The 16,263-nt window shown below is 61.2% G+C and carries 16 protein-coding genes; 13 read left to right on the top strand and 3 right to left on the bottom strand.

The features are described 5' to 3' along the window. Positions 1-122 precede the first annotated feature (122 nt). The 4 genes from mmgD to ilvA all read left to right on the top strand — a co-directional run bounded on the left by mmgD (position 123) and on the right by ilvA (position 4,981). Positions 123-1,235 carry a citrate synthase gene (gene mmgD, locus AS26_RS01210; protein WP_062305477.1) on the top strand — a complete coding sequence of 371 codons (1,113 nt, stop codon included), beginning with the start codon at positions 123-125 and terminating at the stop codon, positions 1,233-1,235. A gap of 89 nt (positions 1,236-1,324) precedes the next feature. After that, positions 1,325-2,770 (top strand): bifunctional 2-methylcitrate dehydratase/aconitate hydratase, encoded by a 1,446-nt coding sequence (locus AS26_RS01205; protein WP_062305475.1) that lies wholly within the window; start codon positions 1,325-1,327, stop codon positions 2,768-2,770. Between the two features lie 15 nt (positions 2,771-2,785). Beyond that, positions 2,786-3,706, top strand: coding sequence for a methylisocitrate lyase (gene prpB, locus AS26_RS01200; protein WP_062305473.1), 921 nt, complete (start codon positions 2,786-2,788; stop codon positions 3,704-3,706). 51 nt (positions 3,707-3,757) lie between these two features. Then, complete coding sequence (gene ilvA, locus AS26_RS01195; protein WP_062305472.1) at positions 3,758-4,981, top strand: threonine ammonia-lyase; 1,224 nt, start codon at positions 3,758-3,760, stop codon at positions 4,979-4,981. A 405-nt stretch (positions 4,982-5,386) separates the two neighbouring features. On the opposite strand, the gene AS26_RS01190 is transcribed toward ilvA, so the two are convergent. Next, positions 5,387-5,983: a hypothetical protein gene (locus tag AS26_RS01190; protein ID WP_245629539.1), complete on the bottom strand. Its 597-nt coding sequence runs from the start codon at positions 5,981-5,983 to the stop codon at positions 5,387-5,389. 225 nt (positions 5,984-6,208) lie between these two features. Between AS26_RS01190 and AS26_RS01185 the strand changes: the two genes are divergently transcribed. Then, positions 6,209-8,239, top strand: a complete 2,031-nt coding sequence (locus AS26_RS01185) for an ATP-dependent Clp protease ATP-binding subunit (protein WP_062305468.1) — start codon at positions 6,209-6,211, stop codon at positions 8,237-8,239. 73 nt (positions 8,240-8,312) lie between these two features. Here AS26_RS01185 and AS26_RS01180 read toward each other — a convergent pair whose 3' ends face one another. Next, the gene (locus AS26_RS01180; protein WP_062305467.1) at positions 8,313-8,663 is read right to left on the bottom strand and encodes a hypothetical protein; all 351 of its coding nucleotides are present in this window, start codon (positions 8,661-8,663) and stop codon (positions 8,313-8,315) included. Positions 8,664-9,042: 379 nt separating this feature from the next. On the opposite strand from AS26_RS01180, the gene AS26_RS01175 reads away from it, so the two are divergent. After that, positions 9,043-10,323 carry a hypothetical protein gene (locus tag AS26_RS01175; protein WP_373278127.1) on the top strand — a complete coding sequence of 427 codons (1,281 nt, stop codon included), beginning with the start codon at positions 9,043-9,045 and terminating at the stop codon, positions 10,321-10,323. On the opposite strand, the gene AS26_RS01170 is transcribed toward AS26_RS01175, so the two are convergent. Then, positions 10,302-11,075, bottom strand: coding sequence for a Crp/Fnr family transcriptional regulator (locus AS26_RS01170; protein WP_062305463.1), 774 nt, complete (start codon positions 11,073-11,075; stop codon positions 10,302-10,304). The two genes, AS26_RS01175 and AS26_RS01170, sit on opposite strands and share 22 nt — an antisense overlap. Before the next feature lie 222 nt (positions 11,076-11,297). Between AS26_RS01170 and AS26_RS01165 the strand changes: the two genes are divergently transcribed. The 7 genes from AS26_RS01165 to paaD all read left to right on the top strand — a co-directional run bounded on the left by AS26_RS01165 (position 11,298) and on the right by paaD (position 16,190). Next, the gene (locus AS26_RS01165) at positions 11,298-12,170 is read left to right on the top strand and encodes a polysaccharide deacetylase family protein (RefSeq protein ID WP_062305462.1); all 873 of its coding nucleotides are present in this window, start codon (positions 11,298-11,300) and stop codon (positions 12,168-12,170) included. Between the two features lie 36 nt (positions 12,171-12,206). Further along, positions 12,207-12,764 carry a tetratricopeptide repeat protein gene (locus AS26_RS01160; RefSeq protein WP_062305460.1) on the top strand — a complete coding sequence of 186 codons (558 nt, stop codon included), beginning with the start codon at positions 12,207-12,209 and terminating at the stop codon, positions 12,762-12,764. Positions 12,765-12,942: 178 nt separating this feature from the next. Next, positions 12,943-13,551, top strand: coding sequence for a TetR/AcrR family transcriptional regulator (locus AS26_RS01155; protein WP_062305458.1), 609 nt, complete (start codon positions 12,943-12,945; stop codon positions 13,549-13,551). Between the two features lie 43 nt (positions 13,552-13,594). Next, positions 13,595-14,530, top strand: coding sequence for a 1,2-phenylacetyl-CoA epoxidase subunit PaaA (gene paaA / locus AS26_RS01150; RefSeq protein ID WP_062305457.1), 936 nt, complete (start codon positions 13,595-13,597; stop codon positions 14,528-14,530). A gap of 11 nt (positions 14,531-14,541) precedes the next feature. Then, positions 14,542-14,919, top strand: coding sequence for a phenylacetic acid degradation protein (locus AS26_RS01145; protein WP_062305530.1), 378 nt, complete (start codon positions 14,542-14,544; stop codon positions 14,917-14,919). A gap of 5 nt (positions 14,920-14,924) precedes the next feature. Further along, the gene (gene paaC / locus AS26_RS01140) at positions 14,925-15,713 is read left to right on the top strand and encodes a 1,2-phenylacetyl-CoA epoxidase subunit PaaC (protein WP_062305455.1); all 789 of its coding nucleotides are present in this window, start codon (positions 14,925-14,927) and stop codon (positions 15,711-15,713) included. A gap of 12 nt (positions 15,714-15,725) precedes the next feature. Further along, positions 15,726-16,190 carry a 1,2-phenylacetyl-CoA epoxidase subunit PaaD gene (paaD, locus tag AS26_RS01135; protein WP_062305453.1) on the top strand — a complete coding sequence of 155 codons (465 nt, stop codon included), beginning with the start codon at positions 15,726-15,728 and terminating at the stop codon, positions 16,188-16,190. The last annotated feature ends 73 nt before the right edge of the window (positions 16,191-16,263 follow it).

Raw genomic sequence — 16,263 nt, 5'->3', positions numbered from 1 at the left:
CGAATTTCTCTGAACACACTGCCAAGCCGCCTTGCTGGCCTAGTTCCTGTATAATGAGGTTATGTAACCGCTATCGAAATGAGGCGCGGCAGCAGCTTCGCGCCTGACGAGGAGGCTCGCCCATGTCCGAAGCGTACAGACCCGGTTTGGAAAACGTGATCGCGTGTGAGACCGAGATCTCATTCCTGGACGTCGATCACGAAGAGATTGTCCTGCGCGGATACGACCTCATCGATCTCGCCAAGAAAGTGTCGTATATTGATCTCATTGGCCTGCTGATTGACAAGCGCTTGCCTAACGACGAGGAGCGGCAGGCGATTGAGCGCGCGCTGAGGTCGTACCGCCAGGTGCCGCTGAACATCTGGGCCATCCTCAAGCAGTTGCCGCCGACCACGCATCCCATGGACATGTTGCGCACGGGCGTGTCGGCCCTGTCGGGATTTGATCCCAATCTGGATGATCAGTCTCCCGCCGCGAATCGGGAGCGCGCGATGCGCCTTTTGGCCCAGGTGCCGCAGATTGTCGCGGCAAGCCATCACATCGCGCACGGCGCGGACCCGATTCCGCCCAAGGAGGAGCTGTCGTATGTCGCGAATGGCCTCTATATGATCACCGGCCGCGAGCCAAACGCCGATGAGGTCAAGTACTTTGACCAGGTGCTCATGGTCTACTGCGAGCACGAACTGCCGAACTCCACCTTCGCGGCGCGCGTCATCACGTCGACGCTGTCGGACATGTACGGCGCGCTCACAGGTGCGGTGGCGTCGCTGAAGGGGCCGCTGCACGGCGGCGCAAACGAGGCGGTCATGGAGATGCTCCTCGAAGCCGAGACCGTGGAGGGCTTTGAGCGGCTGATCCGGGAGAAGCTTGCGAACAAGGAGAAGATCATGGGATTCGGCCATCGCGTGTACATGCGTAAGATGGATCCTCGCGCGCAGATGATGAAGGAAGCGCTGCAGGAGATGGCCGGATCGAATCCCGAAGCCAAGAAGTGGCTTGCCATGTGCGTGGCAGGCGAGACCATCATGCGGGAGGAGAAGGGGCTCTACCCGAACCTCGACTACTACGCGGCGCCGGTCATGTACATGCTCGGCATTCCGGTCCCGCTCTTCACGCCGGTGTTTTTCGCGGCGCGCGTCGTGGGGCTTTCGGCGCACGTCATGGAGCAGTTGGCAAATAACCGCATTTTCCGCCCGCGCGTGCTGTACACAGGGCCGCGCGGCCTGAAGGCGTAAGTCGGCGCAGCAACTGGCGCCTGCATCCTCGAACGTGTGAGCGGGCGGCGCTGCCGCCCGGTACTTTGCTGTGTGCAGGGGGAAAGACGATGAGTGCAACCGTGGATCGCCAGGGCGGACGCCCGTTTGACGACGTGATGGTCCAGATGACGGATTACGTGATGAAGCCGGAGGTCGCGAGTGACGAGGCGCTTCACATCGCGCGCCATGTGCTCATGGACACGCTCGGCGTGGGGCTGCTTGCGCTGTCGTTTCCGGAGTGCGCGAAGCACATCGGGCCGTACGTGCCCGGGGCCTCCATGCCAGGGGGCGTGCGCGTGCCGGGCACGAAGTACGAGCTCGATCCCGTCCAGGCCGCGTTCAACATCGGCGCGATGATCCGTTGGCTCGATTACAACGACACCTGGCTCGCCATGGAGTGGGGGCATCCGTCGGACAACCTGGGCGGCATTTTGGCCGTCGCGGACTACGTGAGCCGGGAGGCGCGCAGGAAGGGACAGAAGCCCTTGACGGTGCGCGAGCTCCTCGAGCGGATGGTGCAGGGGCACGAGATTCAAGGCGTGCTGGCGCTTGAAAACAGCCTGAATCGCCGCGGGCTCGATCACGTCCTGTTTGTCAAAGTGGCGTCGACGGCGGTCACCACCGCCATGCTCGGCGGATCGCGCGAACAAATTCTGAACGCCATCTCGAACGCCTGGATCGACAACGCGCCGCTCCGCACGTATCGCCACGCGCCGAACACGGGGTCGCGCAAGTCGTGGGCGGCGGGCGACGCGACGAGCCGCGCCGTGTGGCTCGCGTTCATGGCGCTGCGCGACGAGATGGGCTACCCGAGCGCGCTGACCGCGCCGCAGTGGGGCTTCAACGACGTCGTCATGGGCGGCAAGCCCATCGTGCTCGCGCGGCCGCTCGGCTCGTACGTGATGGAGAACGTGCTCCTGAAGATTTCCTTCCCCGCAGAATTCCACGCGCAGACGGCGGTGGAATGCGCGTTCCAGTTGCATCCGCTCGTGAAAGATCGGCTGGACGAGATTGAGCGCATCGTCATCACCACGCACGAGTCCGCCATCCGGATCATCGACAAGAAGGGGCCGCTTCACAATCCGGCGGATCGGGACCACTGTATCCAATACATGGTCGCCGTGGGGCTCATCTACGGCGATCTGCGGGCGGAGCACTACGAGGACGAGACGGCGAGCGACCCGCGCATCGACGCGTTGCGGGAGAAGATGGAGGTCGTGGAGGATCCGCGATACAGCAAGGACTATCTGGATCCCGACAAGCGCTCCATTGCGAACGCCGTTCAGATCTTCTTCCGGGACGGATCGCACACCGACAAGGTCGAGGTGGAGTATCCCATCGGCCACCGCCGCCGCCGTGCGGAAGGGCTGCCGAAGGTCATTGAAAAGTTCCGCGCGAACCTGTTGACGCGCTTCCCGGAGAAGCGCGCGGAGCGCATTCTCGATCTGTGCCTCGACGAAAAGCGCCTGCATGAGACGCCGGTCGACGAGTTCATGGATCTGTTCGTCATCTGAAGGGGGGCGTGCACGTTGGCGTGGCTCGTGGAAGAGCAACCAAGTCAGGAGGCGTTGGCCCGCCGGTTTCTCGAGCGCATCCAGCAGCCGCAGATTCTCAAAATCCCCGGCGCGCACGACGGGCTGACGGCGCGCATCGCGAAGCAGGCCGGGTTTGAGGCCATCTATCTGTCCGGCGCGGCGTACACGGCGAGCCGCGGCCTGCCCGATCTCGGCATCGTCTACTCGAACGAAGTGGCCGAGCGCGCGGCCGATCTCGTCCGGGCGTCCGGCCTGCCCGTGCTCGTCGACATCGACACCGGGTACGGCGGCGTGCTCAACGTTGCGCGCACCGCGAAGGAGATGGTCGAGGCGCGCGTGGCGGCCGTGCAGATTGAAGATCAGGTGATGCCGAAGAAGTGCGGGCATTTGAACGGCAAGAAGCTCGTGGAGCCCTCGGAGATGGTGGAGAAGATCCGCATGCTGAAAACGGTGGCGCCGACGCTCGTCGTGGTGGCGCGATCCGACGCCAAAAGCGTGGAGGGCCTGGAGGCGCTCGTGGAGAGGGCCAACCGGTACGTCGCGGCGGGCGCGGACGCCTTGTTCCCGGAGGCCTTGACGACCGAAGAGGAGTTTCGTTATGTTGCGGAGCGGGTTCCGGTTCCCCTGCTCGCGAACATGACGGAATTTGGCAGGACGCCGTACTACACGGCGGACCAGTTCGAGTCGTGGGGTTACCGCATGGTCATCTACCCCGTGACGAGCGTCCGCGTCGCGGCAAAGGCCATCGAGCGCGTGTTCGAGGCCATCCAACGCGAGGGCACACAGAAGTCGTTCCTGTCGGAGATGCAGTCGCGCGAGGAGCTGTATCAGACCATCCGCTACTTCGACTACGAAGCGCTCGACGAGCACATCGCCAAGACGGTGCTCGAGGATTCGATGAAGCGCGCGGACTAGATACGACGAGGCGGGCCGTCGTGGCCCGCCCTTTTTGGGGAGGAAACGCGGTTGCAGGATCGGTCGCTACCCACCTTGCAGGACATCGAGCGGGCGAGAGAGAGAATACGAGGGAGCGTGCTGTACACGCCACTCGACTACTCGGAGACGTTTTCGCGCCTCTCCGATAACGAGGTCTACCTCAAACTGGAGAACCTCCAGAAGACGGGATCGTTCAAGTTGCGCGGTGCGCTGAACAAGATCACGGCGCTTGCGGAGTCGGGCGTGCTGACCGGCGTCGTCGCGGCGTCCGCGGGCAATCACGCCCAGGGCGTCGCCTACGCGGCGCGAGGGCGCGGCGTCCCGTGCACCATCGTCATGCCCGAAGGCGCGAGCCTTGCCAAAATCATGGCCACGCAGCGATACGGGGCGCGCGTGGTGCTGTATGGCGACGACTACGACGCCGCGTACGGTCACGCGAGCGAGATCGCCATGCGCGAGGGGCTGACCTACATCCACGCGTTTGACGATCCCGACATCATTGCCGGCCAGGGCACCATTGGGCTTGAGATCGCGGAACAGCTGCCGGATGTGCGCGCCGTGATGGTGCCGATGGGCGGCGGGGGACTCGCGGCGGGCATTGCGATTGCGCTCAAGTCCCTGCGGCCGGATGTCAAAATCTACGGCGTCCAGGCCAAGGCGGTGCCCGCGTTTCGCCGCGCGCTCGATCTCGGCGCCATCGAGACGGTGCCGGGCGAGCCGACCATCGCAGACGGCATCGCGGTCCGGCGTCCCGGCGTGCTGACGTTTGAAGCCGCGAAGCGGTACATCGACGACATCGTCGTGGTGGAGGAGGACGAGATCGCCCGCGCGATGATCCTGCTCATGGAGCGGTCGAAGCTCGTGGTGGAAGGTGCGGCCGCGACGACCATTGCGGCGATTCTGGGGAAAAAGGTCCCATCTGGGCTTGGCAAGGTGGTGGCGGTGCTGTCCGGCGGCAACGTGGACGTGGTCGTGTTGTCCCGGATCATCGAACACGGGCTCGTGGAATCGGGCCGGTACCTGCGCCTCGCCGTGACCATTCAGGACCGCGTGGGCGCGCTGAGGGATCTGCTCGACATCGTCGCGCGGCTGCGCGCGAACGTGCTCACGGTGCACCATCAGCGCGTCGGCTCCCACATCCACCTCGGGCAGACGGAGGTCGAGATCGACCTCGAGACGCGCGATCACGCCCATATCCAGCTCATCTGCGACACACTGCGCCAGGCGGGGTACGAGCCGGTCATCCGGGATTGAGGGCCGGCTCGACCCGAGGGCGGGGTGGCGAAACGCGCGGTCCCTTGGCGGCGCCATGACCCATCGGCATCCTTGTTGCGGTAGAGTGTTCACAACTGAAGGGGTGCAGGCGTGTCCAAGCCCGAGCGCACAAGCGACGTTCGCCACACTTACAGGGAATATGTGGGGGTGGGCCGGAGCACTGGGAACTCATTGAAGGCGTGGCGTAATACTGGATTGTGGAGCCAGAAGAGCCCCGTGCACGTGTACCACGCGAACCATGGGGCATTGCGTTGGCAGATGTCGAAACGCGCAGGCGACCGTCTCTCTCCCCAAGTCTTTCCCGATCTCGCCATCGCGGTCGGCGTCCTTTTCGGTTCATGACCTCATGAGAAGGTGGCGATGCGCATCAAAAGAGGGCCGGGTTTACACCCAGCCCCCACCATTGTTGTTGGAGTCGTCAAACGGCCCGTTGTCGTACGGCTCATTCTGAAAGCCGTCGTCGCGGAAATCCACCTGGTTGTCCCAGGGCTGCGCGGCGTTCCAGTCCTGCATCGCTCCCGGATCCACCGGATTGCCGTTTGGATCGTAAACGCCGCCGTGATCCATCATCATCTGCTGCTGCAACTGTTCGATCTCGTCCTGCTGAATGATGTTTTGCTGCAGGAGCGCGTCGATCATCTGCTGATCTTCCATCTGGCGAAACATCTCGTACTGCATGGCGTCAATTCGGCCCTGTTCGAAGAGCCACGACAAGAGCGCACCCGCGGCCATGCCGCCCAAGAACGACCCGGCGCCGCCAAACCCCGGGCGATAGCCGGCGTAGGGCGGTGTGACGTCGTACGTCGGACCATAGTTCGGGCCGTAACCGGACTGAAACGGACCTTGGTTGTACGGGCCGCTCTGATACGACTGGAACGGGCCGCGGCGGTACACGGGACCGCTCTGCGAGCGGCGCGCAAACAGGAGCACCAACAGGATGACAATCACGACGAGCAGAAGGATGACCAACAATCGGCTCACCTCGCCTGAGTGGTACCCTTATCATAGCGCGATTTTCTCGCTTCAAACCACCGCGCATGCGAAAAAAGTGTTGCAATTGGCGAGCGACGTGCTATAATTGGTCAAGGAAGGACAAAGTCAAGCTTTGCGTTGCCTTAAGGTCAAAGTTAGTCAAAGTCATCGAAGGCGACCCGCCCGCAGTTTCGCGCTGCGGCGGTCCGTGTCGCCGACGTGGAGGTGGCCATCATGCCATTCATTCATCCGGACTTCATTCTGGGAGGGAACTTCCCGTTTGACGATTTGTTCCGCCCGATGAGCGGAGGGTCCCTGGGACAGCCCGTGCAGACGCTGCCCGGTGGGGGCAAAAGCGGCGGCGTGCTCGAGCAGTTTGGCCGAAATCTGACCGAGCTCGCGAGGGCCGGGAAGATCGATCCGCTCATCGGCCGGGAGGACGAGATCGAGCGCACGCTCGAAATCCTGAATCGGCGCAACAAAAATAACCCCGTCCTCATCGGTGAGCCGGGCGTCGGGAAGACGGCCATCGTCGAAGGCATCGCCCTGCGCATCGCCGAAGGACGCGTGCCAAAGAAGCTTTTGGGCAAGACCATCTACGCGCTCGACGTCGCCTCGCTGGTGGCGGATACCGGCATCCGAGGCCAATTCGAAAGCCGCATGAAGCAACTCATTGCCGAGCTGGAGGGTCGCCCTGATGTCATCGCGTTCATCGACGAGATCCACCTGTTGGTCGGGGCCGGCGCCTCGCAGGGCGGGCTCGACGCCGGGAATATCCTGAAACCCGCGTTGGCGCGCGGCGACATTCAGGTCATTGGGGCCACGACGCTCGATGAGTACCGGCAAATCGAGAAAGATCCGGCCCTGGAGCGGCGATTCCAGCCTGTGATGGTCGAGGAGCCGTCCGTCGAAGAGGCGGTGCGCATCCTCGAGGGGCTCAAGCCGCGGTACGAGGCGTACCACGGCGTGCGCTACACGGACGGGGCCATCCGGGCCTGCGTGGCGCTGTCTCACCGGTACATTGGCGATCGCTTCCTGCCCGACAAGGCCATCGACCTGATGGACGAGGCCGGATCGAAGGCCAACCTGCAGGCCGGAGGAGACCGGGCGAGCATTGAGCAGCGCCTCGCCGCTCTCGCAAAAGAAAAGGAGACAGCGATTCGGCAGGAGGCCTACGAGCGCGCGGCCGCGTTGAAAGCGGAAGAGGAGAAGCTTCGCGCGGAACTCGCTCATGCGCCGAGCGCGTCCGAGGTCCCCGTGGTCGATGAGGAGCAGATTGCGGCGATTGTCGAAGCCAAGACGGGCATCCCGGTCACGCGGATGCAGGCCGACGAGCAGGCCAAGCTCAAGAATCTGGAGGCCGATCTCGCCGCCGTCGTGATCGGCCAGGACGAGGCCGTGCGCCAGGTGGCGCGGGCCATTCGCCGCAGCCGCCTGGGGCTGCGCAGGGGCGACCGGCCCATCGGCAGCTTCCTCTTCGTCGGACCGACGGGCGTGGGGAAGACGGAGATGGCCCGGAGGCTCGCCGAGTTGCTCTTCGGGTCGAAGGACGCGATGATCCGGCTTGACATGAGCGAGTACATGGAGAAGCACTCGGTGTCGAAGCTCATCGGTGCGCCGCCGGGGTACGTCGGCTACGAGCAGGCGGGCCAGTTGACGGAGCAGGTTCGCCGCCACCCGTATAGCCTGATTCTGGTGGACGAGATCGAAAAGGCGCACCCGGACGTGCAGCACATCTTCCTCCAGATCATGGAGGATGGGCGGCTGACCGACAGCCAGGGAAGAACGGTGAGCTTCAAAGACACGCTCATCATCATGACCTCAAACGCGGGCGAGATCGAGCGGAAGAGCCACGTCGGCTTCACGACCAAGCCCGACGAGGAGTCGACCGCACAGGCCGATCTCGGCGATCTCTCGGCGTACTTCAAGCCGGAGTTTCTGAATCGATTCGACGCGATTGTCCGGTTCCGCCCGCTGGGGCAGGCCGAGATGCAGCGCATTGTCGAGTTGATGCTCGGCGAGGTGCGCGAGCTGCTTGCGGAGCGAGGCGTGGGGTTGTCGTGGAGCGAGGAGGCGGTGAATTGGCTCGCGAAGCGCGGCTATCACCCCGCTTTCGGCGCGCGGCCTCTCCGCCGCACCATCCAGACGCACGTGGAAGATGCGATTGCGGACCGGCTGATGGAGGAAGAGGTGCGCGAAGTGCGGCTGGACGTCGAGGGAGACGCGCTGGTCGTGCGGACGCAAGACGTCGTGTCTGCCGCATGAGGCGGGCGGTTCAACGCAGGTGAACGAAGGGCGCGGGACCTAAGTGCTGGGTTCCCGCGCCCTTTCATTCTGACTACCAGAAGAAGAGCCCGAACAGCGCGTAGATGATGAGAAAGGGCACGGCCCACCGCACCCACGCGCCCCCGTACCCGTATCCCGGGCCAAGCGCGCCATAGGGAGAGACGCCGAATCCCGGTCCACCCACGGGGCCTGGGCGGAAACCTCCGTATGCGAGGGCGGGATCGAGGTCGGCCGGATCGCCCTCGGCGAGAATGAGGGACGGCACGGCCTGGGAGCGGGGCGACAACACAATCACACGGCCGTCCGCCGTTACCTGCTCGATCAGACCTTGGTGCTGCCCGTACGGGGTGCGAAACGTCACCCAGCGCCCGACGAGGCGCTCGCATTCAGCTCTTGTGCACATCGTTTCACCCCCCAACCTAGTCGTACGTTATGATGGGAAGCGCTGGGGTGTCGCGGTGGATGTACGGGGATACGACAGCGGGCGTGAAACGTCCGAAGAATGGCCTCGGCACTCTATTTCTTCTCAGCCCTCGACGTGGCTCGTGCTGTGTTGGGTTCTTGGCGTTGCGGAGCATGACTTTGGATCGTCGCGAGGTGCGCGCGGAGCCAAAGGTGATAGGGCCGAAAAGACAATAAAAGGATGATCGTGCCGGGTGGATCACGGACTCCGACTGGATTATGTGCCATCGTGATAGCAGATCACTCATTTTCCAGCTGAGAGGTGCGATATGAAACCCGGACGCTTCACGACTGTCGTGGCTTCGACGCTCGTCGCCTCAATGAGTGCGGTCATGCCATGTTCGTTCGCTGACGCGACGGCCCGAGCGCCTGGTCATCCCATTGTGTTGGGGGAGCGCAAATTTCCGTATCCTTATCAGGCCATGTTGGCCATCTCGTCTGATGCGGACAGTGAAACCCTGCGAAAATTCAACCTGGTGCATGAATTCATCAACACAACGGCAGACACCCCTCTTGGGAAAGGTCTCGGCTTGGATTTCGCAGACTCATTTTTCATGTACAACGGAACCGATATGCCGGGAGATGTCGACATTGGGCATGAGCCAATGTCAGACGAAATGTCCTGGTATCGCGGCACAAGTGATGAGCTGTATGATGCCGCGGCGATCAATCACTACATTCACGTTGGCTGGATCGACACGATGCACACGTTTGGAGATTTTTCGATGAAGAATCCGCACAATACCCGCTTCTCGAGAGCCTTGGCTCGTCGAGCGCTATCGGAACTGATCTCCAATGGGGACCGATTGATGGTATGGACCGATCATGGAAATCAGTCCAACGTGGATAATTTTGGGAGCTACGGCGACGGCGCCTTTTACTCGTATCAGCAAGGAGCGAATCCTTGGTCGCCTTACTATCACACGGACCTGACCATCCCATATGGCATACGATTTGTTTGGCCAGATACGTCTAGCGACCAATTCGGAATGAGCTCGATGATTTACCCCATCAAGTTGCCCGATGGTCGCCGTGTGTGGGGCTTTTGGAGATACACAAGCGAAGGAGAGACCTCCTCAGGTGCGCAAAAATGGAATTGGACGCCTTACCACTTGGATGAACAGCTCTCCCAGTCTCATCTGGATGAGCTCGTTCGCAATCACGAGTATTCCATTATTGCACAGCACCTGTGTGGCACGACGTATCCCGGGGTTCTTCCTAAGAACGCGGTACAAGCATTGACGCGTCTTGCCGGCTACTATCGAAACGGAGAGATTTTGGTCACGAGAACGAGCAGATTGCTTATTTATAATGTTTCCCAACAGTACGTGTCGTATCGCGTGACATACGATTCGCAAAAAGCTTATATAGACATCCTAACCATTCGTGATCCTGTTTTTGGAACTCATGTTCCTTCGCTGGATGAAGTTCGCGGATTAACGTTCTACACGACCGACCCGCAACGAACCGTCCTTGAGATCGGGAACCAACCTGTCCCGAATGACCTCGTTCAAGACAACCCGACGGATGGGCATGCGCCAAGCATCGAGATCAAGTGGTGGTCGGTGGATACGACGAATTATGCGGTTGGGTCCCATTGACCGCGATCGTCAATGCCCGACGGAGTCTGCTTCATGCTGAAATAACTAGGGTGCCACGTCCGATCAACGCTTGCGCTGTACGCGTGGTCGGCCAATCGGCTGAGTCGCTCGATATCGAGTAGCGATATCTGATTGCGTCCCAAACGAATCAGGTTCATCTGCTCCAGTTCCTGAAGCGCTCGTGATACGGATTCACGATGTACACCGAGCGCTTCAGCGATTTCTTGTTGGGTCACTTTCAAATGTTGAGTTTGACCTTCCGAGTAGAGTGCATTCATATACAAGTCTACTAGGTAGTTTGAGATTTTTTCCGTCGAGGTGCAAAAGGCAAGATACCGAATCTTGCGATCCGCCTGGGTTAAACGTTCGACCACCACGGCGAACAAACGGCGCCACAACTTGGGGTATGCAAACAGTAGTTGCTCTAACAGGTTGGGCTGTATCACCCATAAGACGGCATCGGTGGCGGCCATCACACTTGCCGTTCGTTTCATTTCTTGATAGACGGCCTCCGCTTCTCCTACGCATTGTCCTGGATATTGATAACCTAATGTGAAAATACGGTCATCTCGTTGCGTAAAGATGCGAAGCGTCCCGTGCTTCACGACATACATTTCATGCTGGTCTTCCCCTTCGTGATACAACACCTTGCCTCGAGGAAAATACTTGCAAAAGCATTGCTCTAGGCGCTTTCGGTCTCGATCGTGGAATTGAATGTCGCGAAAGAGCGGCGTTTCAGCCAGATCCACCATGAACTATCCTTCCTCGCCCATGATCGGCTTGGTATGACAAACTTCGATCTCATTTTAGGAAATCCATTCCTTTTGTCAAAGTTGAACGTCACGAATGGACGTGGGAGTGAAAACTTATGGAAGACGGTGTGGGGTCGATCACAGATAGAAAGGGGCATGCCGATCTACTGTAGTGTCGAATATGCTTGAGACGGAGCGAGCAGGACCAGGAGGAGTCTAAGGATGCGCAAGAAGGGCCGGCTGCGACGGGTCATTGGATGGGTGCTGGTGGCTAGTTTGGCGTGGACGAGGTCCAGTGATGTCTTGGCATCGGACTCTTTTACAGGTGGACACATCGTCGACACCAAGTGGCCTGAGGATCCGAGAAATTACGAGGTATCGAATCGTAAGGTGGGAAATTTAGGTGTTCTCGTGCCGATTCTCGAATATCATGCGGCGAATGATGTTCCTGGAGACGAAGCCACCCTTCGAAGGGGCCAGTTGCAGCAGGAACTATACTGGCTGAAAACGCACGACTTTCACACCATCAATTTTGGGCAACTGTATGCTGCGTTTTATTATGGATACAAGCTGCCTTATCGCCCAATTTTGCTGACATTCGACGACGGTTACGAGAGTTTCTACACAGATGTCTTTCCACTGCTTGAAAGGTATCATTTTCAAGCGACATGTTTCATCATCGCCGGTTATGTGCATACGTGGATGAACACGAAGGCGGAGTTTCCCACCATGACCGAGGCTCAGTTGAAGCAATTGCAAGCCAGTGGCTTGGTCGATATCGAGGGTCATAGCTATTCGCATCCCTATCTGACCTCCGTGTCGCCGAGTCGGATGGAACAGGAAGTGCGCGAGTCGGCGGACATCCTGTCGAAGATGGTGGGGCATCCGATATGGGTGTTTTGCTACCCGTACGGAGCCTACAACGCAGCCGTAATTCACGCAGTCCAGGAGAGCGGTTATGCTTTAGCCACAACGCAGAACGAGGGCTACGCAAGACTTTCGCAAGGTCCATTCACGCTGGATCGCATACCGATCTTGCGTGATACGTCGTTTGCAGAGTTTCAATCTCTGTTGGCGCCGTCTTTGCAAAACTGAGGAGAGGCGACGCGTTGGTGTGAGAGGAGGCTTGCTGTGTTTGCGGCAATGGAACATGTTGCACATCGGACTCCGGAGCCCTCTGCCGAGGTGAGGTACTGGTATCATCAGGGCGCTCTCGCCTTTTCACAACACCGCTACCTCGTGGCCCTTGACGATGAAGACAAGGCGATCTCGGCGGACCCGACATTCGAACCGGCGTACGTCGTGAAGGGAATCGCGCTGGCGTATGCTTACGATGACACTTACGATGCGGCGATGCGAATCTTGCGCAAAGCGGTGCAAATGAATCCTCGTGATGGCTATGGCTGGTTCAACATGGGTCTGTGCAATGAACGGTACGGCTTTTACAGCGAAGGTGTGGCCGCCTATGATCATGCAATCGGCCTGCATCAACGCGCGTGGTGGTTGCCGTGGGCTTATTATGGAATTGCTTGCATCTACGGACGCGAGGGCAATGCAAATTTGGCGGTGAAATACTTAAAGGATGCCTTGAAGTACGATCCTAAGGCCATCCTGAGCGCTGCGCGCAGTGAAGAGGATTTTGCGCCGATTCGCGATAGCTCAGCATTTCAGTCCGTCATCGACTCGTGACGAGGGGATTCGAATGGATATCAAATATTTCAGAAATCCTTTACATGCCCTGCCCGCCGATTCGATCAAAAATAGATTCCGAGGCGCATCGGTCGCTTGCGAAGCGACTCGATGCGCCGTATAATGACGTTAATCAAGCAAGCGCTTGCTTTATAGTTCTGCAGGAGGGGAGACGAGCATGCCGAGGCCGAGTCAGAAAGATCAAATTCTCGCCGCGGCGAGGAGGCTGTTCAGCGAAAAGGGGTACCACGGCACCACCATTCGCGAGATCGCGGTCGAGGCAGGGGTACTCTCGGGCAGCCTGTACGCACACATTGAATCCAAAGAAGACTTACTATTCGAAATCGCCGACGAAGGCGCTGAAGCGTTTTTGTTGGCCGCTCGCGCCGTAGAGTCCAAATGGCAGCATCCCGTGGATCGCCTGCGGGAGGGACTCCGGGCACACATCCGCGTGGTGGCGGATCAACAGGAGTCGGCTAAGGTGTTCTTTCACGAATGGCGCGCGCTCTCCGATGATCGGCGCAAGGTCATTCAATCCAAGCGGGATCGTTACGAAGTGCATTGGCGCCGATGGATTGAAGAGGGCATGGCACAGGGCGCCGTGCGGGAGGCAGACCCGAAGTTCGTGCGATTGTGCCTGCTTTCGGTCGCCAACTGGGTGTATCAATGGTATCGGCCCGGTGGGGAGTTCACGCCGGAGGACATCGCCGAGCACTTCTGGACGCTTTTGTTCAATGGAATTGGCGTCGATCGGCCCGCCGCGTGCGAGCTGCTGGGCGAGGCGTGACGCGAGAAACACGGCCGCATTCAACACAAGGGAGGCGGACGAGATGCCGGAGGCTCGCAGGGAAGCGTTTATGGCGCGAATTCGGCGCGGAGAGAAGATCGAGGCACACGACTGGATGCCCGACGATTATCGGCTGTTGTTGCTGCGCCTCATTCACATGCACGCTGTGAGCGAGATCATGGGCGCGTATCCGGAGAAGGAGTGGGTTCCCAAGGCGCCGACGTTGCGCCGGAAGATGTCGCTCATGGCCAAGGTCCAAGACGAGATCGGGCATGGGCAATTGCTGTTGCGGGTGGCTGAGGACCTCGCGGCGCCGCTCGGGCGGGATCGGATGGAGCTCATGGACGATGTCATTACGGGCCGCGTCAAGTTTCACAACGTATTCCACATGGAGGCGCCGACGTGGGCCGACGCTGGCATCATTGGGTGGCTGGTGGATGGCGCGGCCATCATCACGCAGACGGCGCTGCTCGATTGCTCGTACGCGCCCTACGCACGGGTCTTGAAGCGCATCTGCGCGGAAGAGAGCTTCCATATGCAGCACGGAGAGTCCATCATCCTATCGCTGGCGGAGGGCGAGCCATGGCAGCGGGAGATGTTGCAGGAAGCCCTCAACCGCTGGTGGGAGGCCATCCTGTTCTTCTTCGGCCCGCCCGTGGTCACCGATGCAGCCCGCCGCATGATGGAATATCGCATCCGTTCGCGCACGAACGAAGAACTGCGTCAAAAGTTCCTCACGCGCTACGTGCCGCGCATTCGGGCGGTGGGACTCGAGATTCCGGACTCGGCGCTTCGGTTTGACGAAGAGGCGGGGCTGTGGCGATACACGGAGCCCGACTGGGAGCGTTGGTCGCGGGTTGTGCGCGAGAACATCGGGCCGAAGTCGCAGGAGCGTATCGCGCTGCGCCGCATGGCGCACCAAGATCAGGCATGGGTCCGCGAGGCGCTTGTCCGGGCGCGCACGGCGGCTGTGGTGTAGGGGGGATGGAGATGGCGATGACCCAGGTGGAGAAAGACCAAGTGTACGAGCGCGCGCGACACACGTCCTACGACGTCTACGAGATCTTTGTCCAGGCCTCCGATCTCGACCCGCACGTCCACGTCGGGAGCCTCCTCGCGCCGTCGCCCGAATGGGCGCTCCAGCTCGCCCGCGAGAACTTCCTGCGGCGCGCGGACGCCATCAACATTTGGGCCGTGCGTCGGTCCGACGTGCACGCCACGCCGGACGATCCCGACTGGTTCGCCCGCGAGTTTGACCGGAAGTATCGGGATGTGTCCGGATACGCCGACAACGCGCGGCGATGGAAGCGCTTCAAGGCGCAGGCCATGAACATCGACGACGTGATCGCGGACGTGCGAAAGGAGTGAGCCTTGTGGCGATAGAGGCTGACGCGCGAGTGCGAGATGCCATCCTCGGCGGCCTCGCGCTGCAACTCGCGGATGAAGAGCTGTTCCTCGGCCACCGGGACTCGGAATGGCTGGGCCTCGCGCCCGAGGTGGAGGAGGACGTGGCGTTTGCCTCCATCGCGCAGGACGAGGTGCGCCATGCTTCGTTCTGGTACGAGTTGGCCGAGGCGTGCGGTTTCGGTCAGGCTGATGCGCTCGCGTTCGATCGCGCCCCGTCCGAGAGGAGGCACGCGGCCCTGTGTGCGCGGCCGAACGGCGATTGGGCGTACACGGTGCTCCGCCACTACCTGTACGACGCGTGGGATGCCGTTCGCCTCGCGGCCCTGGCGGAGTCGGGCGACGAGGTCTGGGCCAGCGGAGCCCGGCGGATGCTGCGCGAGGAACACTACCATCATCTGCACATGGAAAGATGGGTCGTCGATCTCGGCCGCGCCGGCGGCGAGGCGGCGGCGAGGCTTCGCGGCGCGTTTGCGGCGCTGCTCCCCGATCTACCGGATCTCGTGGCCTTTGCCGTAGATCCGCAGGCGCTCGTCGATCTCGGCATCCTGTCGCGGCCCCTCGCGGACTTGCGCCGCGCGTTCGTGGCGCGCGTCGAAGCGACGCTCTCGAGGGCAGGGTTGCCCGCGGAGGAGATCGCGGCCAGGCTCGCCGCGCATCCGCGGGAAGGCGCGCGCCAAACGGCTCCTGACCACGACGCGGCGGCGCTGCTCGAGACCATGAACGGCGTGCGCAGCCTCGGCGCGGCCGTCTGGTGAGGGGGGATTCGCGTGACCACTCGCTCGTTGTCCGAGGAGGATATCTGGCAAGTGCTCGCCGGCGTGCCGGATCCCGAGCTGCTCGTCGTGAGCGTTGTGGATCTCGGCATGGTCAAATCCGTGTCCGTGGACGATCGCGGCGCGCGAGTGGAACTCATTCCCACGTTCCTCGGCTGCCCAGCGCTGGGCTGGATTGCGGAGAAGGTGCGGGCGGCCCTGGCGGAGCGCGGGGTCGCGGCTGATGTGGCGTTCGCGCTCGACGTCGTGTGGGATCCGAGCCGCATTGCACCAGACGGGATTGAGAAGCTGCGCGCGATGGGGGTCGCCGTGCCGGCAAAGGGCGATGCCGCGCCTGTCGTGTGCCCGTACTGCGGGGCGCGCGACACGGACATCGAGAGCTTGTTCGGCCCGACGCCGTGTCGCGCGGTGTACTACTGCCGCGCATGCCGCCAGCCGTTCGAGGCGATGAAGCCGTAGGCCCGGCGGGCGAGCGCAACGGATGGAAGCGCTTGCATGGTGTCGGCCGCATGCGCCGACGGGGATAGGAGGC

Source organism: Alicyclobacillus sendaiensis NBRC 100866 (assembly GCF_001552675.1).
Lineage (GTDB): Bacteria > Bacillota > Bacilli > Alicyclobacillales > Alicyclobacillaceae > Alicyclobacillus > Alicyclobacillus sendaiensis.
Note: the sequence above shows the minus strand (reverse complement) of the source record. Positions and strands in the feature narration are given on the sequence as shown.